This is a genomic window from Geodermatophilus sp. URMC 64 (assembly GCF_053502555.1).
On sequence record NZ_CP199955.1, the window covers coordinates 1,376,871 to 1,397,870 of the forward strand.

A 21,000-nucleotide genomic window follows, 5' to 3' on the forward strand; every position below is an offset into this window, starting at 1 on the left:
CCCCGCCCGGGTCCCGCCCCGAGCTCGCGAGGGGTGGGGAGGCGGGGGTCCTTCATCTGGCACAATGGTCGGTCGAACACGGCGGTGGACGGCCCTCTCACCGTCGCCGGCCGTGTCCTATGGCTCCGCCCCGGCGTACCCCCACGCGTCCGTCCGGCGGGCAACCGACCGAAAGCGTTCGAGGAGTACACCACCCACCGTGGCCACCAAGATCAAGCTCATGCGCCTGGGCAAGATGCGCGCCCCGTACTACCGCATCGTCGTCGCCGACGCCCGCACCAAGCGCGACGGCCGGTCGATCGAGACGATCGGCAAGTACCACCCGAAGGAGGACCCGTCCTTCATCGAGGTCAACAGCGAGCGCGCGCAGTACTGGCTGGGCGTCGGCGCGCAGCCGACCGAGGCCGTCGCGGCCATCCTCCGGGTGACCGGTGACTGGCAGAAGTTCAAGGGCGAGCCGGCCCCGGCGCCGATGAAGGTCGCCGAGCCCAAGCCCGACAAGAAGGCCCTCTACGAGGCGGCCGTGCGCGCCTCCGGTGGCGAGGAGCCCGCCGCCGGCGCCACGACGCCGAAGAAGAAGGCCGCCCCGAAGAAGGCGACCGAGTCGCCGGCCGAGACCGTCGCCGAGGCCGCCGGTGCCGCCGGTGAGGGCCCGGCCTCCGGCGCGCCGGCCGAGACGCCCGCCGAGTAAGACGTGCTCGAAGAAGCGCTCGAGCACCTGGTCAAGGGCATCGTCGACCACCCCGACGACGTCACCGTCGACCTGCTGAACAGCCGTCGCGGCAAGACCCTCGAGGTGCGGGTGCACCCCGACGACCTCGGCAAGGTCATCGGCCGCGGCGGGCGCACCGCCAAGGCGCTGCGCCAGGTCATGACCGGGGTCGGCGGGCGCGGCCTGCGGGTCGACGTCGTCGACACCGACGGACGCTGAACACCGACCCGACGGACACCGTGGTGGTCGGCCGCATCGGCCGGCCCCACGGTGTCCGCGGTGAGGTGACGGTCGAGGTCCGGACCGACGACCCCGACCTGCGCTTCACCCACGGGGCGGAGCTCCTCACCGACCCCGCCGTGCGCGGCCCGCTGACCGTCGCGGGCGCCCGCTGGCACCGCGAGGTGCTGCTCCTCACCCTCGACGGCGTCGAGAGCCGTGAGGCGGCCGAGGAGCTGCGCGACACCCTCCTGCTCGTGGAGGTCGCCGCTCTGCCCGAGCTCGCGGACCCCGACGCCTACTACGACCACCAGCTGGTCGGCCTGAGCGCCCGCCTGCCCGACGGGTCGGTGCTCGGGGAGGTCACCGCCGTCCGCCACGAGGGCACCGAGCTGCTCGTCGTCCGCCGGAGCGAGGGCGGCGAGGTGCTGATCCCGTTCGTGCGCGCCATCGTGCCCACCGTCGACCTCGCCGCCGGGCACGTCGTCGTGGACCCGCCCGAGGGTCTCCTGGAGCTCTAGATGGGCTACCGGATCGACGTCGTCACGATCTTCCCCGAGTACCTGGCGCCGCTGCGCCAGTCCCTGCTCGGCAAGGCCGCCGAGCGCGGCCTGGTCACCATCGCCGTGCACGACCTGCGCGCCTGGACCGACGACGTCCACCGCACCGTCGACGACGCCCCGTACGGCGGCGGCCCGGGCATGGTCATGCGGCCGGAGCCCTGGGGGCGGGCGCTCGACGAGGTCCGCCCGCCCGGTACCCGTCTGGTCGTGCCCACGCCGGCCGGGCGCCCGTTCACCCAGGCCATGGCCGCGGAGTGGGCCGGCGAGCCCGGCCTGGTCTTCGCCTGCGGCCGCTACGAGGGCATCGACCAGCGCGTCGCCGACTGGGCCGCGGAGGCGGGCCCGGTGTCCGAGGTCTCCCTCGGCGACTACGTCCTCGCCGGCGGGGAGTCCGCGGTCCTGGTGATGGTGGAGGCGGTCACCCGGCTGCTGCCCGGCGTCGTCGGCAACCGCGAGTCGGTCGCGTTCGACTCGCACGCCGACGGTCTGCTCGAGGGCCCCTCCTACACCCGGCCGGCGTCCTGGCGCGGCCACGACGTCCCACCGGTGCTGCTCTCCGGCGACCACGCGGCGATCGCCCGCTGGCGGCGGGCGGAGTCGCTGCGGCGCACCGCGGCCCGCCGTCCCGACCTGCTCGCCGCGCTGCCGCCGGACGCGCTCTCCGACGCCGACCGGGCGCTCCTCGAGCGTGAGTGACCGCGCCTGGGTGCGGCCCACGGCGCGGGTCGTCGTGCTGGACCCCGCGGGCCGCGTGCTGCTGCTCGGGGCGCGGCTGACCGATCCGGCCGTGCCGCCCGGCGAGGTGCTGTTCTGGTACACCCCCGGCGGTGGCGTCGAGGACGGCGAGAGCGTCCGCGCCGCCGCCGCCCGCGAGCTGGCCGAGGAGATCGGGCTGGTCGTCGAACCGGCCGCGCTGGAGGGCCCGGTGTGGTTGCGCCGGCACGTCGGCCCGTTCGCCGGCGTGGACATCGACTCCCGCGAGACCTTCTTCGTGCTGCGCGACGTCGTCCACGAGGTCGACCCGAGCGGCCGCACCGAGCTCGAGGTGCTGGGGGAGGAGCCGCACCGCTGGTGGAGTGTGGCGGAGATCGCGGACAGCGCCGAGGAGTTCGCTCCACGCGAGCTGGCGCGGGTGCTCCCGGAGCTGCTGGCCGGCCCCTGGACGGGGCCGCCGCGCATCGTCGACTGAAGTTGTGGCACAGTAGAGAGCTGCTGCAGACGTCAGCGCCCGCTGACGCGTGCTCTCCGATGGAGCCGCAGCCCCCCGGGACGGACAGCCGGTGAGCATCGCTGTCCGGGCCGAGAACGAGCCACCGCTAGGACGACAGGACTGCTGAGATGAACACCCTGGACGCACTCGACGCCGACTCGCTGCGCGCCGACATCCCCGAGTTCCGTCCCGGCGACACCGTGAAGGTGCACGTCCGCGTCGTCGAGGGCAACCGTTCCCGCATCCAGGTCTTCCAGGGTGTCGTCATCCGCCGTCAGGGTGGCGGCATCCGCGAGACATTCACCGTCCGCAAGGTCAGCTTCGGCGTCGGCGTCGAGCGCACCTTCCCGGTGCACACCCCGGTCGTCGAGAGGATCGAGGTCGTGACCCGCGGTGACGTCCGCCGGGCGAAGCTGTACTACCTCCGCGAGCTGCGCGGCAAGGCCGCCAAGATCAAGGAGAAGCGCGAGCCCGTCGCGCGCTGACGCGGCGGTACCGCATCCGGGTCGGACGACCCGGCCTGACCCCGGCGGGTCCCACCCGGCCGTACGCTGGTCCTCGATGAGCAGCGACCGGCCCGTGGGGCCCGCCGACGTCGTCCCGGAGGACGACGGACAGCCCGGAACCCAGGCGTCCACGGAGCCGGAGACGACGGAGGGCGAGCGCCCGTCCCGCCGACGGCACCGGCGCGAGAAGCCGAAGAAGAAGGGCTCGCTGCTGCGCGAGCTCCCGGTGCTGCTGCTGATCGCCTTCGTGTTGGCGCTGCTGGTCAAGACCTTCCTCGTGCAGGCGTTCTTCATCCCCTCGGGGTCGATGGAGAAGACGCTGCACGGCTGCACGGGCTGCACCGGCGACCGGGTGCTGGTCAACAAGGTGCCGTACTGGTTCGGCGAGCCGGAGGCCGGCGACATCGTCGTCTTCAAGGGGCCCGAGACCTGGGCGCCGGAGGTCGAGGTCGCCGAGCCGAGCAACTGGTTCTCCGGCGCGCTGCTGTGGCTGGGCCGCTCGATCGGCGTCGCTCCGCCCAGCGAGGACGACTACGTCAAGCGGGTCATCGCCACCGGCGGGCAGACCGTGCAGTGCTGCGACACCGAGGGCCGGGTGACCGTCGACGGGAAGCCCCTCGACGAGCCCTACATCTTCGAGAACAACCCCATCGAATCGCGTTCTTTCGGGCCGGTGACCGTTCCCGACAACCGGCTGTGGGTCATGGGCGACCACCGTTCGGCGTCGGCCGATTCGCGCATGCACGTCGGCGACAAGTACGCCGGGACCATTGCCGTGGACGACGTGATCGGCAAGGCCGCGGTCATCGTGTGGCCGCTCGACCGATTCGGGCTGCTCGATTCCCCGGACATCCAGGCGGCCGGCACAGCCGGCCCGCTGCCCGCCCCGGAGGCCGCGGTCCCCGCGGCGATGGTGCCGTTCGCGCTGTGGCGGCGCCGGCGTCGCCGACGCACGCGCTGACGGCCGAAATCATTCCGGGGAATTGCGGCGCTGTTGTCCGTGTGACTCGCGGCGCATCGAACACCGATCAGGGGAATTGAAAAAATCCCCACAAAGTGTTCAAGCAACCGTTTCACCCTTCCGATGGAGGTGTTGGAACTTCCCGGAGTTGAAACGGAGTCAGTTGTGTCTGCACCCATGGCGAGCACCGCCCGCGGCGTGACCCGCGTGCTCCTTCTCGCCGACAGCCCCGTGCTGCGTCGCGGCCTCGTCAGCATGGTCAACGAGACCGCCGGCATGCAGTCCGTGGGCACGCCCGGCGAGCTGCGCCGGGCCCTCACCCTGGTCGAGACCGCCCGCCCCGACGCCGTCGTCGTGGAGCTGGGCTCCGGCCGGGCGGCCACCCTCAACGCCTGCCGCGACCTGCGCCGCCGGTTCCCCCGCGTCACCATCGTCGCGCTGGCCACCTCCGAGGACCCGGCCGTGGTCAACGAGGCCGTCGCCGCCGGCGTCCGGGGCTACCTGCTGCTCAACACCTCGCCGACCCTGCTGGGCTGGGCGATCCTGGCCGCCCGCGCCGGCCGGACCGTCGTCGACCCGCAGATCCGCCGGGTCGAGCCGTCGGCCGTGCCCACCGGCAAGCCGTTCGTCCCCGAGGTGCCCCTGACCCGCCGCGAGCAGGACGTGCTCGACGAGCTCATCCAGGGCCAGTCCAACCGGCAGATCGGCCGCAACCTGTTCATCAGCGAGGACACCGTCAAGTCCCACGTCAAGGCCATCCTGCGCAAGCTGGGTGCTCGCGACCGGGCCCACGCGGTCTCCCTCGTGCTCTCCTCCCGCAACGGCGGCGGCGTGTGCACCTGCGGCGCGCACGCCCTGACCGCCACGCCGGAGCCGGCCGACGCCGACGCCTGACCCCCTCCTTGGGATCCGGACCGTCCGCCTCCTCGGCGGTCCGGCAGCACGGGCCGGTCCTCTTCCCGGGGACCGGCCCGTGCCGTGTTCGCGGCAGGGTGTCCCGCATCCTGTCGCCGGGGCGTCGTAGGGTCGGACGGCGATGGCTCTGCGTTCCGCTCCCGCCCGCTCCGCTTCCCCCGAGCCGGCCGCCGACGAGCGTGCCGACGCGCTGTGGGACATGGAGCGCCGCCTCCGCCGCCGCGGGTTCTCCGCGATCGCCGGTGCCGACGAGGCCGGCCGCGGCGCGTGCGCCGGCCCGCTGGTCGCCGCCGCCTGCGTCCTGCCGGCCGGCCGCCGCGGCCGGGTGCCGGGGCTGGCCGACTCCAAGCTGCTCACCGCGGCGGCACGCGAGCGGGTGTACGCCGAGATCGTCGACCGCGCGGTGTCGTGGTCGGTCGTCGTGATCCCGGTCGAGGACCTCGACGCGCGCGGGATGCACGTGACCAACCTGGAGGCGCTGCGCCGCGCCGTCTGCGCCCTCGACCCGGGTCCCGACTACGTGCTGACCGACGGCTTCCCGGTGCCCGGGCTGGCCCGGCCGACCCTCGCCGTGTGGAAGGGCGACCGGGTGGCGGCCTGCGTGGCCGCCGCGTCCGTGCTGGCCAAGGTCACCCGGGACCGGATGATGCTCGAGCTGCACGAGAAGTTCCCCGAGTACGACTTCGCCGGTCACAAGGGCTACATCACCGACGTCCACAGCGCCGCCCTGGAGCGGCACGGGCCGTGCCCCGAGCACCGGATGCGGTTCGTCAACGTCGCCCGCGCCCGGGACGCGCACGCCGGGCGCACGCTCCAGCTGACCGGCCCGGCCGGGATGGTCGATGATGAACCCATGAGTCCCGCGCCCGGAGATCTGCGATGAGCACCGAGGATCTCGAGAAGTACGAGACCGAGATGGAGCTGCAGCTCTATCGCGAGTACCGGGACATCGTCCGCCAGTTCACCTACGTGGTGGAGACCGAGCGGCGGTTCTACCTGGCCAACTCCGTCGACCTGCAGGTCCGCGAGGCCGGCGGTGAGGTGTTCTTCGAGCTGAAGCTCTCCGACGCCTGGGTGTGGGACATGTACCGGCCGGCCCGCTTCGTGCGCAACGTGCGCGTGCTGACGTTCAAGGACGTCAACGTCGAGGAGCTCGACAAGCCCGACCTCGAGTTGCCCTCGTCCTAGCGCGCCGGCTGCAGCGCCGCCTTCTCGCGCAGCACCTCCTCGACCGTGCGCAGCGGTCCGAGGCCCAGCCGGTCGACCACGTCGGACGTCGTCCAGGCGCTGCCGGAAGTGGCGAGGAGCCGGTTGAGCCCCATGATCCCGGCCAGGGACGGCGCGATCCGCCCGAACAGCCGCTGGGGGACGGCGAAGGCCGCCGCTGGCACGCCGAGGACCCGGACGGGCCGGGCGGCATCCGCAGGGAGACCCAGGAGAGCGTGGATGCGGCGAGCAGGCGCTCGATCGGCCGCTTGGACGCCGCGATGGGCACACGGTCGTCGAGCGCCGTTTCCGGCACGCTGGCGAGCGCGAACCGGGAGACGCCGGCGCGCTGGGCCCTCGTGACGGGCTCGCGGTAACCGGCGTCCAGCGCGGCCGCGGTGTCGCCGGCCCTCGTGGGTGCGGCGACGTTCGCCGTCGCCACCACCGCCGTGACGCCGTCGAGCGCGGCGTCCAGGGTCTCCGGCCGGGTCAGGTCCTCCGTCGCCAGCTCCGAGCCGGTCGCCGCGAGGTCCCGCGCGGCCGCCGGGTCGCGCACCATGGCGCGCACCGGCCGTCCCCCGTCGCGCAGCGCATGCACGACGAGGCTGCCCAGCTGTCCGGTCGCACCCACGACGAGGATCATCGCCACCTCCCGGGCCTGCCTCCGCACACTCGTCCACAGCCGCAGCCGTCGTCCACAGCCGCGGGGAAGGGCTGTCGGCGGCGGCGCGCCGCGACGGTCGGGACGTGTCCACGACCTCTGACCTCGGCGTCCACGGCGAGCGGATCGCCGCCGCCTACCTGACCGACGCCGGCCTGCGCGTCCTCGACCGCAACTGGCGCTGCCGGGAGGGGGAGCTCGACATCGTGGCGCGCGAGGGCGACGCCCTGGTGTTCTGCGAGGTGAAGACCCGGCGCGGCACGGGCTTCGGCCACCCGGTCGAGGCGGTGACAGCGCTCAAGCAACGCCGGCTGCGCACCCTCGCGCAGCGCTGGCTGGCCGCGCACGACGAGCACGCACCCGATCTGCGCTTCGACGTCGTCGGTGTGCTGGTCCGCCCCGACCGGCCGGCGCTGGTCACCCACCTGCGCGGAGCGTTCTCGTGACGCTCGCCCGGACCTGGTCGGTCGGCCTGGTCGGTGTGCAGGGCGCCATGGTCGAGATCGAGGTGGACCTGTCCTCGGCCGTGCCGCAGGTGGTTCTCGTCGGGCTCCCCGACGCCGTGGTGCGGCAGTCCGTCGACCGGGTCCGGGCGGCGATCACCAACGTCGGGGCGACGTGGCCGCAGCGGCGGATCACCATCGGCCTCTCCCCGGCGTCGATGCCCAAGCAGGGGAGCGGGTTCGATCTGGCCCTGGCCGCGGCCGTGCTCGCCGCGGCGGGGGCGGTGCCGGCCGCCGCGGTCGAGCATCTCGTGCTGCTCGGCGAACTGGGGCTCGACGGCTCGGTGCGCGGGATCCGCGGCGTCCTGCCCGCCGTGCTCGCCGCCGCGCGGGCCGGTCACGCACAGGTCGTCGTCCCTCCGGCGAACGCGGATGAGGGCGCCCTGGTCGCCGGCATCGAGGTGCTGGCCCCGCCCACGCTCGCCGCCCTCGTGGACCACCTGACCGGGGGCGAGCGGCTGGAGCCGCACGTCCGCGGGCCGGTTCCGTCGCCGAAGCCAGGTCCTGACCTCAGCGACGTCGTCGGCCAGACGGCGGGCCGACGAGCGGTCGAAGTCGCGGCGGCCGGCGGCCACCACCTCTACCTGACCGGACCGCCCGGGGCCGGCAAGACGATGCTCGCCGAGCGGCTGCCCGGGCTGCTGCCGTCCCTGGACGACGAGGCCGCGCTCGAGGTGACCGCGATCCACTCCATCGCGGGCACGCTGCCGCCCGGCGCGCCGCTGATCACCCGGCCGACCTTCGAGTCACCGCACCACTCCGCCAGCCTCGCCTCCCTCGTCGGCGGCGGCTCCGGGCACATCCGGCCGGGAGCGGTCTGCCGGGCGCACCGGGGAGTGCTCTTCCTGGACGAGGCGCCGGAGTTCCCTCGGGCCGTCCTCGACACGCTGCGCCAGCCGCTGGAGAAGGGGCAGGTGACCATCCAGCGGGTGTCGGGCGCCGCGACGTTCCCGTGCCGGGCGCAGCTCGTGCTGGCCGCCAATCCGTGTCCCTGCGCCAGCGCGGCCGGTGACGCCGCATGCACCTGCAGCGCCCTGGAGCGGCGGCGCTACCAGTCCCGGCTGTCCGGTCCGCTGCTGGACCGCATCGACCTGCGGGTCGACCTGCCGCCGGTCACCAGGGCGGCCTGGCTGGACGGGCTGGGCACCCCGGAGCCGACAGCGACCGTCGCGGCCCGGGTCGCCGCGGCGCGCGCCGTCGCCGCGGAGCGGCTGCAGGGGAGTGGCCTCACGCTCAACGCACACGTCCCCGGCCGCCTCCTGCGCGAGCGCTGGCCGATCCCGCGAGCGTCGCTGGCGCTGGTCGAGCGGGCGCTGGAGCGGGGCGCGATCTCCGTGCGCGGGTTCGACCGCGTGCTCCGCGTGGCGTGGAGTGTCGCCGACTTGGCCGGGCACACCGTCCCGACCGCCGACGACGTCGCCGAGGCGTTGGGGATGCGGCTGCAGCGGGCGGCGGCATGAGCCTCGACGAGGACCTGGCGTCCGGCGACGTGCTGCCGGTCGTGCGCCGCGCGCGGGCGTGGCTGAGCCGGGCGGTGGAGCCGGGCACGATCGACTTCTGGCGGTTCGTCGACCGGCTCGGGCCGATCGAGGCGGTCCGGCAGATCCGCGCGGGCGTGGCGCCCGCCCGGGTCCTCGGTCTGGTCGGCGCGCGGGCCGGGCAGGACCAGAGCCTGGAGGACCTGCGCCGCGCCGAGCGCTGCGGGGCGCGGCTGGTCGTGCCCGAGGACGACGAGTGGCCGGCCTTCCCGCTGCACTCGCTCACCCTGGCCACCGCCGAGGAGCCCGACGACCCGCGGCAGCAGTCCCCGCGCACGGTCGCCCCGGTGCCGCCGCTGGCGCTGTGGGTGCGCGGGCCGGCCCGCCTCGACGAGCTGGCCGACCGGTCGGTGGCGATCGTGGGGTCGCGCGCGTCGACCGCGTACGGCGAGCACGTGGCCGGCGAGTTCGGCTACCAGCTGGCCGAGCGCGGGTGGACGGTTGTCTCCGGTGGCGCGTTCGGCATCGACGCCGCCGCGCACCGCGGTGCCCTGGCCGCGGACGGACCGACGATCGCCGTCCTGGCCTGCGGGGTCGACCGGCCCTACCCGGCCGGCAACGGCGCCCTGCTCAACCGGATCGCCGACAGCGGGCTGCTGGTCAGCGAGTGGCCGCCGGGGGCCGCGCCGCACCAGCACCGCTTCCTGGTGCGCAACCGGCTCATCGCCGCCCTCACCCGCGGCACTGTGGTGGTCGAGGCCGCCGCCCGCTCGGGCGCGGTGGCCACGGCCAACCGGGCGAAGAAGCTCGGCAAGCTGGTCATGGCCGTGCCCGGGCCGGTGACGAGCGCGATGTCGGTCGGCTGCCACGAGCTGCTGCGGGGAACCGCCGAGGAGTCCGGCGCGCAGCTGGTCGCCTCGGCGGGGCACGTCCTGGACACGGTCGGCGGGCTGGGCGTCGACCTGGCCGAGCCGGCGGAGCGGCCCACGAGCGCGCGGGACGGGCTCTCCGACGTCGCGGTACGGGTGCTGGACGCCTGCCCGGTGCGGACCGGTGTCCCGCCCGAGCGGCTGGCCGCGATCGCGGGGTGCGACGTCCTCGACGTCCTGCGCGTGCTGCCGGCCCTGGAGCTCGCCGAGCTCGTGCAGTGGACCGGCGCCGGCTGGCGGCTCACCCCACCGCCGGAGAAACCGGCGGCCGGATGACGCAGCGAGGCGGGGCCGCGCTCTCAGGGGCCGCCCGGTCGCCCAATGTAGGGGCGCGCTGCGCGCGATCCACCCGAGTCGTGCGGGCGGGGTTCCGGACGTCCGTGCCGGATCCTCGGTCATACGGTCGCCGCACGCGGGAGTCGCGGAGGAGTCGTGCCCGATCAAGAACTGATGAGAGCGTCCCGGTTCGAGGGCGCAGGCAGGCCTCTGGCGCTGCAGGAGATCCCCGTTCCTCGGCCGGCAGCCGACGAGGTGCTGGTGCGGGTCGCCACGACCGGACTGTGCGGCTCGGACGTTCACATCGCTGTCGAGGGCATCACTCCCACGCCCTATGTCCCGATCACGCTCGGCCACGAGATCGCGGGCACGGTGGCAGTTGTCGGTGCCGCCGTGACCGACTGGGCCGTGGACGAGCGGGTGTGCGTCTTTCCGCTGACGTTCGACGGAACCTGCGCATCCTGCGTGGCCGGCCACAGCGAGATCTGCCTCAACCGCCGGGCCATCGGCATCCACCGTGACGGGGGACTGGCGGAGTACGTCGCCGTCCCCGCGAGGAACCTCTGCGCCATTCCGGAAGACGTGCCCTTCGGGCAGGCGGCGATCTGCACGGATGCGGTCATCACTCCGTTCCACGCCCTGGCCGATGTCGCCCGGCTCAGCCCCGGCGAATCGGTCGCGGTCATCGGGGTCGGCGGCCTGGGGCTCCATGCCGTGCAGATCGCCAAGATCGCCGGCGCCTCGCCGGTGATCGCCGTCGACACCCGCCGCTCCCAGCTCGAGCGGGCTTCGCGCAACGGCGCCGACGTGGTGGTGGATGCTTCGAGGGATTCCGTGGTCGACGATGTACTGGCCGCCACCGCCGGCATCGGCGTCGACGTGGCAGCCGAGTTCATCGGCACCCAAGCCACCATCGCCCAGGCCGTCGAGTGCCTGCGGATCGGCGGCCGGACGGTCGTCGCCGGCCTGGGAGCTGATCCGATCACCGTGCTGCCACCCACCGTCTTCGTCCGCAAGCAGCTCCAGCTATTGGGCTCCTACGGGGCCAGCATCGCGACGCTGCGCCGCGTGCTTCAGCTCGTCGCCACGGGCCGGCTCGACCTGAGCAGCTCGATCACGCACACCTTCGCGCTGGAGGAGGCCGACACCGCGCTGCGGACGCTGCACGAGAAGATCGGCGACCCGCAGCGGGTGGTCGTCACCTCTGGCGGGTGAGGTGGTGCGGGCGAGTCGATTGCGGGCAACCGGTCGGCGCGGCGGCTTGACGGTGCACGCGGCTCGTCGGACGGTTCCCCCGTGGCCGGGTCGACTGCGGAGGCACGGGCGGGACTGCCTCCGGCGCTCGCCGATGCCCTGGACGGGTTCGAGGAGCACCTGCGCTCCTCGCGCGACCTGTCCGCGCACACCGTCCGCGGCTACGTCAGCGACGTCGTCCGGCTGCTGGACCACTTGACCCGCCGCGGCGGCTCCACGGTCGCCGACCTCGACCTCGCCGCGCTGCGCAGCTGGCTGGCCAAGGGCCGCACCACCGGGCACAGCCGGGCCACCACCGCCCGCTCGGCCGCCGCCGCGCGCTCGTTCACCGCGTGGCTGCGGCGCTCCGGCCGCACGACCGAGGACGTCGGCCTGCGGCTGGTGAGCCCGAAGGCGCACCGGACCTTGCCCGACGTCCTCGCCCCCGACCAGGCGCGGGCGGTCCTGGAGACCACCTCCGGCGCGGAGGAGCCGGTCGCCCTGCGCGACGCCGTCGTCCTGGAGCTGCTCTACGCCAGTGGCATCCGGGTGAGCGAGCTGGTCGGCCTGGACGTCGACGACGTCGACCGCGGCCGCCGGCTGCTGCGGGTGCTCGGCAAGGGGCGCAAGGAGCGCAGCGTCCCCTACGGCGTCCCGGCGGAGGCGGCGATCGACGCCTGGCTCACCCGCGGCCGCCCCGCGCTGGTCACGGCCGACTCCGGGCCGGCCCTGCTGCTCGGCGTCCGCGGCCGCCGGCTCGACCCGCGGGAGGCGCGGCGCGTCGTGCACAGCGCCGTCCGGGCGGCTCCCGGCGCCCCGGACATCGGCCCCCACGGGTTGCGGCACTCCGCCGCGACGCATGTGCTGGAGGGCGGCGCCGACCTTCGCTCGGTCCAGGAGCTGCTGGGCCACGCTAGCCTCGCGACCACCCAGATGTACACGCACGTGACGGTCGAGCGGCTCCGCGCGGTCCACGCCCAAGCGCATCCGAGAGCCTGAGGACGGTCGAGTGCGAGATCCACGGGGAACACCCCCGACCGACGCAGTAGCAGCGAGCACCACGAGGAGCGCCGACCGTGCCTGAGGCGACCATCGAGCTGGACGAGCACAGCGAGGACGCCGACGCCGCGCTGGCCGATCTGTGGGAGCGCTACGTCGCCGACCGCGCTCCCGAGCTGCGCGACCGGCTGATCCTGCACTACGCGCCGCTGGTGAAGTACGTCGCCGGCCGGGTCGGCAGCGGCCTGCCCGCGCACGTCGAGCAGGCCGACCTGGTCTCGTACGGCACCTTCGGGCTCATCGACGCGATCACCCGCTACGAGCCCACCCGCGAGGTCAAGTTCGAGAGCTACGCGATGTCGCGCATCCGCGGCGCGATCATCGACGAGCTGCGCAGCACCGACTGGATCCCGCGCTCGGTGCGGATGAAGGCGCGGCAGTTCGAGCGCGCCGTCGCGGCCCTCGAGAGCCGGCTGCAGCGCACGCCGACCGACGAAGAGGTCGCCGAGGAGATGGACATGGACGTCGAGGAGGTCCGCAAGTTCCTCGGCCAGCTGTCCCTGGTCAACGTCGTCGCCCTCGACGAGCTCATGACCGACGACGACGGCGGCGGCTCGCCGCGGCTGGTGGACACCCTGCGGGACTCGAACGCCCTGGACCCGCAGGCCATGGCCGAGCACGGGGAGGCCCGGCAGCTGCTCGCCCGCGCCGTCGAGCAGCTGCCCGAGCGGGAGAAGGTCGTCGTGAGCCTCTATTACTTCGAGGGTCTGACCCTGGCCGACATCGGCCGGGTTCTCGGCGTCACCGAGAGCCGGATCTGCCAGCTGCACACCAAGGCCGTGCTGCACCTGCGGACCAAGCTCGCCGACATCGCCTGACGATGGGCCTCAAGGACGTCTTCGGCGGCGGCGCGCAGGCCGTGCCGGTGGCGCTGGAGGACGGCGAGACCGAGCTCGACCGCGCGGTCGCCGCGGTGCACCCGGGCACCCTGTCCTCGATCCCCGGCGACCTCGTGCTGACCACCTCCCGGCTCGTGTTCGCGCCGCTGCAGGGCAGCAAGCAGCCGCAGCTCGTCGCCTGGCGCATCACGAAGGGCCGCAGCCGGACGAAGGCGCCCGACGGCCTGGCCGCTGTCCGCGCCGGTGACCCCCCGGGCCTGATGCGGCCGCCGACGCTGGTGCTCACGACCGGCGACGGCACCACATGGGAGCTCGGCGTCCTCGCCGGCCGCCGGAAGGCCAACCGCTCCCCGGACAACGCCGCGGTCCGGGACCGCCTGGTCGAGGCGATCCAGGGCCGGCTGGCCGGCTGACGCGGCTCATCCATCGGCCACGAGCTCCCGGAGCGTCCGCCGGGACTGCGCGGCGGGCGCCGGGGTTCGTGTCGCGGTAGTACGGGCAGGGCGATCACCGCGACCGACAGCGCCCAGCCGCGGCCGCGTACCCACGTCGCGTCGTCGACGCCGAGCGTCCTCTGGTAGCGGTCGCGGGGCAGGTTGCCGGGGGCGAGGTCGCCGTGCACCCACACGGGAAGCCGGCGTCCGGCGCACCCGCGGCCACCGGCACCGGGATCGGCAGCGGCAGCCGCGGCGCGAACCGGCGCATCCGGCGCTGCTCTCCTCGACGTCGACCACCGCCCAGCCGATCCGCGGCAGCCGCGCGACCAGGTCGTCGCCGAGCCGGTAGACCCTCATCCCACCTCCGCGGTCTGCGAGCAGAACCCGTGCGCAGGTCCGTTGTCCACCGGATGAGGGCGGCGGGAGAGTGGCGCATGGCCGAACCGCCTCGCACGGACGACGTCGAGCGCTGCGACGTGCTCGTGGTCGGCGCCGGTCCGACCGGCCTCACGCTGGCCGCCCAGCTCTCCGCGTTCGACGTCTCCTTCGCGCTCGTCGACGCCGCGGCCGACCGGGTCCACGAGTCGCGTGCGCTGGCGGTGCAGCCGCGCACCCTCGAGGTGCTCCGGCCGTTCGGGATCGGCGACGAGCTCGTCGCCCGCGGCAACCGCGGCGTCCGCCTGCGCATCACCGCCGGCGGCCGCGCGACGCACGCGCCACTGTTCGACATCGGTGCCGAGGACACCGCCTATCCCTTCCTGCTCTTCGTCTCCCAGGCCGAGACCGAAGCGGTGCTCGCCGAGCACCTGGCCGGGCGCGGCGTCGCGATCCGGCGGCGCGTCGCCCTCGAGGACGTCCGCGAGGACGGCGACCGGCTGACCTGCACGCTCCGCGGACACGACGGCACCCAGCGCCTGCTCGCCGTCCGCTACCTCGTCGGCTGCGACGGCGCGCGCAGCACGGTCCGCGGGCGGGCGGGCATCCCGTTCACCGGCGGCCGCTACCCGCAGACGTTCGTCCTCGCCGACCTCGCGGCCGACGGCCTCGAGGCCGGCGCCGTCAACACCTACGTCGCGGCCGAGGGGCCGTTCCTGTTCTTCCCGCTCGGGTCGCCGGCCCCGTGGCGGCTGATCACCCTCCTGCCGCCGGGGCAGGGACGGGACGGCATCGAGCTCCCCGAGATCCAGCGGCTCGCCGACCTCGCGACCGGCGGCCGGGTGCGGCTGCACGACCCGGTCTGGGTCAGCGTCTTCCACGTCTCCCACCGCGGTGCCGCCCGCTACCGCGCGGGCCGGTTCTTCCTCGCCGGCGACGCCGCCCATGTGCACAGCCCCGCCGGCGGCCAGGGCATGAACACCGGCATCCAGGACGCGGTGAACCTTGGCTGGAAGCTCGGGCTGGTCTGCCGCGGCGCCGCACCGGACGCGCTGCTGGACTCCTACGACGCCGAGCGCCGGCCGGTCGGCGAGTACGTACTCCGCTTCACCGACCGGGCGTTCACCGCGGCCACGTCGGGCAACGCCGCGGCCCGTGTCGTCCGGGCTCGGGTCGTGCCCCGCCTGCTGCCCGCAGTCCTCCGGCTGCGGCCGGTCCGCCGGCTGGCCTTCCGCACGGTGTCGCAGCTCGGCATCCGCTACCGCCGCAGCCCGGCCGTCGTCGCGGCGCCGGCGGGGCTGCGCGGTCCGCGGCCCGGTGACCGGCTGCCCGACGTCCGGGTCGCCCGTGCCGGGCAGGAGCTCTGGCTGTCCGAGGCGCTGGCCCTGCCCGCCTTCTCCCTGCTCCTCCACGGCCCGCACGACGAGCCGGCCGACGAGGCCGCCGCCGAGTTGCGCGCCGGCATGGCGCCGTGGCTGGTCGTGCACCGGCTCGTGCCCGGCGGCGACCGGTCACCGGGCGACGCGGACCTCGTCGACGTCACCGGCGCGGCCACCCGGCGCCTCGGCCTGCGGGGGAGCGGCTGGCTGCTCGTGCGACCGGACGGGCACATCGCCGCCCGCGCCCAGGGAGCCGACCTCACCGGCGTCCGTGCCTATTTCGACCGCTGGTCGAGCGACGGGTCCCGCCGGCTCAGCCTGGACTCCACCGGTCCGCTCAGGAAGAGCAGGAGCATGCCCCAGTAGTTCACCCAGGGGACCAGCGTGCCGAGCAACAGCGCGACGACGAGGAGCCCGGTGGTCACGAGCGCGGGCCACGGTGGACCCGCCGGCTCGTCGGCTCCCCGGCGCAGCCCCGGTCGCCGCCACACGAGCACGCTGATCGCGGACAGGCAGACCGAGTTCAGCGTGATCGTGCCGATATAGATCAGCACCGCCAGCCGCTCGCTGCCGTACGGGCTGCTGACCACCTGGGTGGCGAACGGCAGCACGACGATCGTGAGGATCCACAGCAGGTTCAGCAGGACGAACGGCCGGTCGTACGAGCCCACGCCCTCAACGATCCGGTGGTGCGCGAGCCAGAGCCGGGCGATCACCGCGAAGCTGAGGAAGAACGCGCCGAACTCCGCAGCCTCCTCGCTCAGCAGGTCGCCCAGCCCGGAGGCGCCGCCTGCCGTGTCGAGGGCCTCCGCCAGCGGGAGGACCAGCAGCGTGATGGCGATGGCGACGACCGCGTCCAGGAAGGTCACCAGCCGGTCGAGCCCGCGTTCGGTGCGCACCCGGGCAGGCTAGGGACAGCGCCCCCCGCGCGGTGCTCACCGCCCGCGGCCGGCTCAGCCCAGGCCGAGCTGGCGCAGCCGGTCGGCGGTGTCCTCCAGGCCCCACATGTCCGCGATCCGGCCGTCGCGCAGGCGGAAGAAGTAGACCTCGTCGACGTCCTCGAACCGCCGTCCGGACGGCGGATGCCCGAGCCAGTCGCCGAGGTGCGTCGCCGAGCAGGTGAACCGGCCCGCCACCTCGTCGCCGTCCGCGAGCAGGGTGACCACCCGCATCCGGACGTCGGGGAAGGAGCGCCGGAACGGCGCGATCCAGGCGGCGGCCTCGGCCGCGAGCTCGGGCGCGACCAGCTCGCCGACGGCGTCCAGCCGCCCCCCGTTGATCACCTCGTCGATGAGCCGGCGGACGACGGTCTTGTTCTCCCCGGGATCGGCCACGGCCGGCAGCATGCCGCACGCTCAGCCCCACGGGAGCAGCCGCACGCGGGCCGGGCGCAGCAGCGTGAGGGGATCCACGTACGTCTCGCCGCGGCGCACGCCCCAGTGCAGGCAGGCCGCGGCGGGGCAGCCGGCGTGCCCGGCCAGCAGCGTGCCGAGCGGGGATCCCCGGGCCACCGCCTGGCCGGCGGCGACCGACGGGTCCACCGGCTCGTACGTCGTCCGCAGCCCGCCGGCGTGGTCGACGCTCACGACCGGCCGCCCGGCGACCATCCCGGCGAAGGCCACCACCCCGTCGCCCGCCGCGAGCACCGGCGCCCCCGGGGCGGCCGCGAGGTCCACGCCGCGGTGACCGGGTCCGAACGGGCCGGCGGGCGCCTCGAACGGCCGGGACACCTCCGGCGTCCCGGCCAGCGGCCATGACCAGGACGCGGCCGGCGCGGGGACCGCCGCCTCCGGCGCGGCCCCCGCGGGCACGGGCGCCAGCAGGGCGAGGCAGGCGACGACGGTCAGCAGCAGGCGGAAGAGCACGGCGTCCACGGTGTCCCCTGGGAGCGCGCGGGGCGGCCGTGGCCGGTCATCTGTGGACGGTCCCCTCGCCGGCGAGGGCCCGATCCCGGCAGCGGGTATGCTCGTCGGTGCGATCCGTCTCGGACGGGTCGACTTCGCGCGTTCTCCTCCCGCCGCACGGTGGGGCAAGCGCCATCTCGGTCCCGTCGGGCAACCGCCGGGCTGTGGTGCTGCCGGACGCCAGGGCGGGCGCCACCCGGTGCCCGCGTCAACCGAACAGCGCCGCCCCCCGGGCCGCGCGCAGACAGAAAGGCTGCACGGCATGGCAGTCGTCAGCATGAAGCAGCTGCTCGACAGCGGCGTCCACTTCGGGCACCAGACCCGCCGCTGGAACCCGAAGATGAAGCGGTTCATCTTCACCGAGCGCAACGGCATCTACATCATCGATCTGCAGCAGACGCTCGGGTACATCGACCAGGCCTACGAGTTCGTCAAGCAGACCGTGGCCCACGGCGGCTCGATCATGTTCGTCGGGACCAAGCGCCAGGCGCAGGAGGTCATCGCCGAGCAGGCGCAGCGGGTCGGCATGCCCTACGTCAACCAGCGCTGGCTGGGCGGCATGCTCACCAACTTCCAGACCGTCCACAAGCGGCTCCAGCGGCTCAAGGAGCTCGAGGACATGGAGCAGACCGGCGTGATGGCCGGCCTGTCGAAGAAGGAGCAGCTGGGCCTGACCCGCGAGAAGGCCAAGCTGGAGCGCTCGCTCGGCGGCATCCGCGACATGCAGAAGGTGCCCAGCGCCATCTGGGTCGTGGACACCAAGAAGGAGCACATCGCCGTCGGCGAGGCCCGCAAGCTGGGCATCCCGGTCGTGGCGATCCTGGACACCAACTGCGACCCGGACGAGGTCGACTACAAGATCCCGGGCAACGACGACGCCATCCGCAGCGCCGCCCTGCTCACCCGCGTGATCGCCGACGCCGTCGCCGACGGCCTCATGGCCCGCTCGGCCGCGCAGGCCAACGCCGGCCGTGAGGACTCCGGCGAGCAGGCCATCGGCGGCGACGAGCCGCTGGCCGACTGGGAGCGCGAGCTGCTGACCGGCCAGCAGGGCGCCGAGGCGACCCCGCTGCCCGAGACCCCGGCCGAGCCGCCGGCCGTCACCGCCGAGCAGGTCGCCCCGGTCGAGGGCGTGCCCGCCACCGGTGACACCGCGACCGGCACCCAGGGCGCTCAGAACGGCTGAGCCGTCGACGCCGCTCCCGTCCGCCGGGGGCGGCGTCGCGGCACGTCCGCATCCCCTCGCACTCGCACCACCACACCCCAGAGGAAGTGACATGCCCGCCTTCACCGCAGCCGACGTCAAGCGCCTCCGCGACGCCACCGGCGCCGGCATGATGGACGCCAAGAAGGCCCTGACCGAGGCCGACGGCGAGTACGACAAGGCCGTCGAGCTGCTGCGCATCAAGGGCGCCAAGGACGTCGGCAAGCGCCTCGAGCGCTCCACGACCAACGGCGTCGTCGTCAGCAAGGGCGGCGCGCTGCTCGAGCTCGACTGCGAGACCGACTTCGTCGCCAAGAACGCCGACTTCGTCAAGCTGGCCGAGCGCCTGCTGGACATCGCCGTCGCCCAGAAGCCGGCCGACGTCGCGGGCCTGCTGGCCACCGAGGTCGACGGCCAGACCGTCGAGAAGCTGATCGAGGCCGAGTCGGCCCGCATCGGCGAGAAGCTGGTCCTCTCGCGGTTCGCCGTGTTCGAGGGCCCGACCGCGGTTTACCTGCACAAGCGCGCCACCGACCTGCCCCCGGCCATCGGTGTCGCCGTGCAGTACAGCGGCGGCAGCGAGGAGGCCGCGCGCAGCCTGGCGATGCACATCGCCGCCGCGCGCCCGCGCTACCTCACCCGTGACGAGGTCCCGGCCGAGGCGGTCGAGACCGAGCGCCGCGTCGCCGAGCAGACGGCCAAGGAGGAGGGCAAGCCCGAGCAGGCGATCGTCAAGATCGTCGAGGGTCGGGTCAACGCCTACTACAAGGACTTCGTCCTGCTCGAGCAGCCGTCGATCACCGAGCCCAAGCGCACCGTGAAGCAGATCCTGGACGAGGCCGGCCTGACGGTCGACCGCTTCGCCCGCTTCGAGGTCGGCCAGGCCTGAAACCGACCCGCGCCCGTGCAACCGGCCCCGTTCCTCCGTCGAGGGACGGGGCCGGTGTCACGTGCGGACGCCGCTCCGGAAACGGTGCGGCAGGATCATCGAGAACAGACAACGAGCGAGGGATGAACCGTTGACCGACATCGCGAGCCGGGAAGCCCCGCTGTCCGCCCCCAGCGCCTTCGCCCCCGCCGACGGGCGGGGCTACAAGCGGGTGCTGCTCAAGCTCTCCGGCGAGGCGTTCGGCGGCGGCAAGGTGGGCGTCGACTCCGCGATCGTGCAGAGCATCGCCCACCAGCTCGCCGACGTGGTCCACGGCGGCACCCAGGTGGCCGTCGTCGTCGGCGGGGGCAACTTCTTCCGCGGCGCGGAGCTGGAGCAGGCCGGCATGGACCGCCGGCACGCGGACTACATGGGCATGCTCGGCACGGTCATGAACTGCCTGGCGCTGCAGGCCTTCTGCGAGCAGGTCGGCCTGCAGACCCGGGTCCAGACCGCGATCACGATGGGCCAGGTCGCCGAGCCCTACATCCCGCGCAAGGCGGTGCGGCACCTGGAGAAGGACCGGCTGGTGATCTTCGGCGCGGGCGCCGGCATGCCGTACTTCTCGACCGACACGGTGGCCGCGCAGCGGGCGCTGGAGATCGGCTGCCAGGTGCTGCTCATGGCCAAGAACGGCGTCGACGGCGTCTACGACGACGACCCGCGCACCAACCCCGACGCCCGCATGTACCACGACCTGGAGTACGGGACCGTGCTGGCCAAGCAGCTGAAGGTGGCCGACGCGACGGCCATCAGCCTCTGCATGGACAACAGCATGCCGATCGTCGTGTTCAACCTGCTGCAGGACGGCAACATCGCCCGCGCCGTCGCAGGTGAGAAGATCGGCACGCTGATCAGCCAGCCGACCTGAGCGGCGGGCCGGCCGGCACCCGAGAGACGAGACCGGCGGAACGAGCCGCCGCAGGAGGAGAGACCCGTGATCGACGACACCCTGCTCGACGCCGAGGAGCGGATGGACAAGGCCCTGTCGGTCGCGCGCGAGGACCTCGGTTCGGTGCGCACGGGCCGCGCCGCGCCGTCGATGTTCAACAAGATCCTGGTCGACTACTACGGCGCCCCGACCCCGGTGCCGCAGATGTCCTCGATCACCGTTCCCGAGGCGCGCATGGCGGTCATCAAGCCCTATGACAACAGCCAGCTCTCAGCGATCGAGAAGGCCATCCGCGACAGCGACCTCGGCGTGAACCCGACCAACGACGGCCAGATCATCCGCGTGGTCTTCCCGCAGCTCACCGAGGAGCGCCGTCGAGACCTGGTCAAGATGGCCCGGGCCAAGGGCGAGGACGCCAAGGTCGCGATCCGCAACGTGCGCCGCCGCTCCAAGGAGGAGCTCGACCGCATCGCCAAGGACGGCGAGGCCGGTGAGGACGAGGTGCGCCGCGCGGAGAAGGAGCTCGACGACCTCACCGCCCAGCACGTCCACCAGATCGACGAGGCGGTCAAGCACAAGGAGAGCGAGCTGCTCGAGGTCTGAGCCCTCCC

26 protein-coding genes and 1 pseudogene are annotated in these 21,000 nt (G+C 73.9%); 22 read left to right on the forward strand and 5 right to left on the reverse strand.

What is annotated here, in order from left to right; all coding sequences use genetic code 11:
• The first annotated feature begins 199 nt into the window (after nt 1-199).
• The 10 genes from rpsP to ACWIYF_RS06850 all read left to right on the forward strand — a co-directional run bounded on the left by rpsP (nt 200) and on the right by ACWIYF_RS06850 (nt 6,274).
• Nucleotides 200-691, forward strand: a complete 492-nt coding sequence (rpsP, locus tag ACWIYF_RS06805) for a 30S ribosomal protein S16 (RefSeq protein WP_448627358.1) — start codon at nt 200-202, stop codon at nt 689-691.
• A gap of 3 nt (nt 692-694) precedes the next feature.
• Entirely contained in the window at nt 695-931 is a 237-nt protein-coding gene (locus ACWIYF_RS06810; RefSeq protein ID WP_448627359.1) for an RNA-binding protein, read from the forward strand.
• A gap of 23 nt (nt 932-954) precedes the next feature.
• Nucleotides 955-1,452 (forward strand): ribosome maturation factor RimM, encoded by a 498-nt coding sequence (gene rimM / locus ACWIYF_RS06815; protein WP_448627360.1) that lies wholly within the window; start codon nt 955-957, stop codon nt 1,450-1,452.
• The gene (trmD, locus tag ACWIYF_RS06820; protein WP_448627361.1) at nt 1,453-2,190 is read left to right on the forward strand and encodes a tRNA (guanosine(37)-N1)-methyltransferase TrmD; all 738 of its coding nucleotides are present in this window, start codon (nt 1,453-1,455) and stop codon (nt 2,188-2,190) included.
• Nucleotides 2,183-2,683, forward strand: a complete 501-nt coding sequence (locus tag ACWIYF_RS06825) for an NUDIX hydrolase (protein ID WP_448627362.1) — start codon at nt 2,183-2,185, stop codon at nt 2,681-2,683. Before trmD ends, ACWIYF_RS06825 begins: the two co-directional genes overlap by 8 nt.
• Before the next feature lie 149 nt (nt 2,684-2,832).
• Complete coding sequence (gene rplS / locus ACWIYF_RS06830) at nt 2,833-3,189, forward strand: 50S ribosomal protein L19 (RefSeq protein ID WP_448627363.1); 357 nt, start codon at nt 2,833-2,835, stop codon at nt 3,187-3,189.
• A gap of 76 nt (nt 3,190-3,265) precedes the next feature.
• Nucleotides 3,266-4,171 (forward strand): signal peptidase I, encoded by a 906-nt coding sequence (lepB, locus tag ACWIYF_RS06835; protein WP_448627364.1) that lies wholly within the window; start codon nt 3,266-3,268, stop codon nt 4,169-4,171.
• Nucleotides 4,172-4,336: 165 nt separating this feature from the next.
• Nucleotides 4,337-5,065 carry a LuxR C-terminal-related transcriptional regulator gene (locus ACWIYF_RS06840; RefSeq protein ID WP_448627365.1) on the forward strand — a complete coding sequence of 243 codons (729 nt, stop codon included), beginning with the start codon at nt 4,337-4,339 and terminating at the stop codon, nt 5,063-5,065.
• A 142-nt stretch (nt 5,066-5,207) separates the two neighbouring features.
• On the forward strand, nt 5,208-5,969 hold the full coding sequence (locus ACWIYF_RS06845; protein ID WP_448627366.1) for a ribonuclease HII: 762 nt from the start codon (nt 5,208-5,210) through the stop codon (nt 5,967-5,969).
• Nucleotides 5,966-6,274, forward strand: a complete 309-nt coding sequence (locus ACWIYF_RS06850; RefSeq protein WP_448627367.1) for a DUF2469 domain-containing protein — start codon at nt 5,966-5,968, stop codon at nt 6,272-6,274. The genes ACWIYF_RS06845 and ACWIYF_RS06850 overlap by 4 nt, the downstream gene beginning before the upstream one ends.
• On the opposite strand, the gene ACWIYF_RS06855 is transcribed toward ACWIYF_RS06850, so the two are convergent.
• Together ACWIYF_RS06855 and ACWIYF_RS06860 are read right to left on the reverse strand one after the other, a co-directional pair.
• Entirely contained in the window at nt 6,271-6,477 is a 207-nt protein-coding gene (locus ACWIYF_RS06855) for a hypothetical protein (RefSeq protein ID WP_448628808.1), read from the reverse strand. The genes ACWIYF_RS06850 and ACWIYF_RS06855 overlap by 4 nt on opposite strands.
• A gap of 35 nt (nt 6,478-6,512) precedes the next feature.
• Nucleotides 6,513-6,935: pseudogene (locus tag ACWIYF_RS06860) on the reverse strand (SDR family oxidoreductase); the annotation flags it as partial.
• 104 nt (nt 6,936-7,039) lie between these two features.
• Between ACWIYF_RS06860 and ACWIYF_RS06865 the strand changes: the two are divergent.
• The 8 genes from ACWIYF_RS06865 to ACWIYF_RS06900 all read left to right on the forward strand — a co-directional run bounded on the left by ACWIYF_RS06865 (nt 7,040) and on the right by ACWIYF_RS06900 (nt 15,827).
• A complete protein-coding gene (locus tag ACWIYF_RS06865) occupies nt 7,040-7,399 on the forward strand; it encodes a YraN family protein (protein ID WP_448627368.1) in 360 nt (119 codons plus the stop codon).
• Entirely contained in the window at nt 7,396-8,916 is a 1,521-nt protein-coding gene (locus ACWIYF_RS06870) for a YifB family Mg chelatase-like AAA ATPase (RefSeq protein ID WP_448627369.1), read from the forward strand. The genes ACWIYF_RS06865 and ACWIYF_RS06870 overlap by 4 nt, the downstream gene beginning before the upstream one ends.
• Entirely contained in the window at nt 8,913-10,139 is a 1,227-nt protein-coding gene (gene dprA / locus ACWIYF_RS06875) for a DNA-processing protein DprA (protein ID WP_448627370.1), read from the forward strand. The genes ACWIYF_RS06870 and dprA overlap by 4 nt, the downstream gene beginning before the upstream one ends.
• Before the next feature lie 156 nt (nt 10,140-10,295).
• Entirely contained in the window at nt 10,296-11,354 is a 1,059-nt protein-coding gene (locus ACWIYF_RS06880; protein ID WP_448627371.1) for a zinc-dependent alcohol dehydrogenase, read from the forward strand.
• Between the two features lie 81 nt (nt 11,355-11,435).
• On the forward strand, nt 11,436-12,371 hold the full coding sequence (locus tag ACWIYF_RS06885; protein WP_448627372.1) for a tyrosine recombinase XerC: 936 nt from the start codon (nt 11,436-11,438) through the stop codon (nt 12,369-12,371).
• A 77-nt stretch (nt 12,372-12,448) separates the two neighbouring features.
• Nucleotides 12,449-13,249, forward strand: a complete 801-nt coding sequence (gene whiG / locus ACWIYF_RS06890; RefSeq protein WP_448627373.1) for an RNA polymerase sigma factor WhiG — start codon at nt 12,449-12,451, stop codon at nt 13,247-13,249.
• Between the two features lie 2 nt (nt 13,250-13,251).
• On the forward strand, nt 13,252-13,683 hold the full coding sequence (locus ACWIYF_RS06895; protein ID WP_448627374.1) for a hypothetical protein: 432 nt from the start codon (nt 13,252-13,254) through the stop codon (nt 13,681-13,683).
• A 458-nt stretch (nt 13,684-14,141) separates the two neighbouring features.
• Nucleotides 14,142-15,827: an FAD-dependent monooxygenase gene (locus ACWIYF_RS06900; RefSeq protein WP_448627375.1), complete on the forward strand. Its 1,686-nt coding sequence runs from the start codon at nt 14,142-14,144 to the stop codon at nt 15,825-15,827.
• Here ACWIYF_RS06900 and ACWIYF_RS06905 read toward each other — a convergent pair.
• Genes ACWIYF_RS06905 through ACWIYF_RS06915 form a run of 3 tightly spaced genes read right to left on the reverse strand, consistent with a single transcriptional unit; the run spans nt 15,737 to nt 17,335 of the window.
• Complete coding sequence (locus ACWIYF_RS06905) at nt 15,737-16,360, reverse strand: TMEM175 family protein (RefSeq protein WP_448627376.1); 624 nt, start codon at nt 16,358-16,360, stop codon at nt 15,737-15,739. The two genes, ACWIYF_RS06900 and ACWIYF_RS06905, sit on opposite strands and share 91 nt — an antisense overlap.
• A gap of 54 nt (nt 16,361-16,414) precedes the next feature.
• Entirely contained in the window at nt 16,415-16,795 is a 381-nt protein-coding gene (locus ACWIYF_RS06910; protein WP_448627377.1) for an ester cyclase, read from the reverse strand.
• A gap of 21 nt (nt 16,796-16,816) precedes the next feature.
• Entirely contained in the window at nt 16,817-17,335 is a 519-nt protein-coding gene (locus tag ACWIYF_RS06915; protein ID WP_448627378.1) for a M23 family metallopeptidase, read from the reverse strand.
• Nucleotides 17,336-17,627: 292 nt separating this feature from the next.
• Between ACWIYF_RS06915 and rpsB the strand changes: the two genes are divergently transcribed.
• From rpsB to frr, 4 genes are all read left to right on the forward strand, one after another.
• Nucleotides 17,628-18,551: a 30S ribosomal protein S2 gene (gene rpsB / locus ACWIYF_RS06920; protein ID WP_448627379.1), complete on the forward strand. Its 924-nt coding sequence runs from the start codon at nt 17,628-17,630 to the stop codon at nt 18,549-18,551.
• A gap of 91 nt (nt 18,552-18,642) precedes the next feature.
• Nucleotides 18,643-19,458 carry a translation elongation factor Ts gene (gene tsf / locus ACWIYF_RS06925; protein ID WP_448627380.1) on the forward strand — a complete coding sequence of 272 codons (816 nt, stop codon included), beginning with the start codon at nt 18,643-18,645 and terminating at the stop codon, nt 19,456-19,458.
• A gap of 130 nt (nt 19,459-19,588) precedes the next feature.
• Nucleotides 19,589-20,368 (forward strand): UMP kinase, encoded by a 780-nt coding sequence (pyrH, locus tag ACWIYF_RS06930; protein WP_448627381.1) that lies wholly within the window; start codon nt 19,589-19,591, stop codon nt 20,366-20,368.
• Between the two features lie 66 nt (nt 20,369-20,434).
• Nucleotides 20,435-20,992: a ribosome recycling factor gene (gene frr / locus ACWIYF_RS06935; RefSeq protein ID WP_448627382.1), complete on the forward strand. Its 558-nt coding sequence runs from the start codon at nt 20,435-20,437 to the stop codon at nt 20,990-20,992.
• The last annotated feature ends 8 nt before the right edge of the window (nt 20,993-21,000 follow it).

Bases quoted from the DNA above. Each gene is read 5' to 3' on its own strand.
- trmD (WP_448627361.1), top strand. From the start codon at position 1,453: ATGGGCTACCGGATCGACGTCGTCACGATCTTCCCCGAGTACCTGGCG.
- rplS (WP_448627363.1), top strand. From the start codon at position 2,833: ATGAACACCCTGGACGCACTCGACGCCGACTCGCTGCGCGCCGACATC.
- lepB (WP_448627364.1), top strand. From the start codon at position 3,266: ATGAGCAGCGACCGGCCCGTGGGGCCCGCCGACGTCGTCCCGGAGGAC.
- ACWIYF_RS06845 (WP_448627366.1), top strand. From the start codon at position 5,208: ATGGCTCTGCGTTCCGCTCCCGCCCGCTCCGCTTCCCCCGAGCCGGCC.
- ACWIYF_RS06850 (WP_448627367.1), top strand. From the start codon at position 5,966: ATGAGCACCGAGGATCTCGAGAAGTACGAGACCGAGATGGAGCTGCAG.
- dprA (WP_448627370.1), top strand. From the start codon at position 8,913: ATGAGCCTCGACGAGGACCTGGCGTCCGGCGACGTGCTGCCGGTCGTG.
- ACWIYF_RS06895 (WP_448627374.1), top strand. From the start codon at position 13,252: ATGGGCCTCAAGGACGTCTTCGGCGGCGGCGCGCAGGCCGTGCCGGTG.
- ACWIYF_RS06900 (WP_448627375.1), top strand. From the start codon at position 14,142: ATGGCCGAACCGCCTCGCACGGACGACGTCGAGCGCTGCGACGTGCTC.
- rpsB (WP_448627379.1), top strand. From the start codon at position 17,628: ATGGCAGTCGTCAGCATGAAGCAGCTGCTCGACAGCGGCGTCCACTTC.
- tsf (WP_448627380.1), top strand. From the start codon at position 18,643: ATGCCCGCCTTCACCGCAGCCGACGTCAAGCGCCTCCGCGACGCCACC.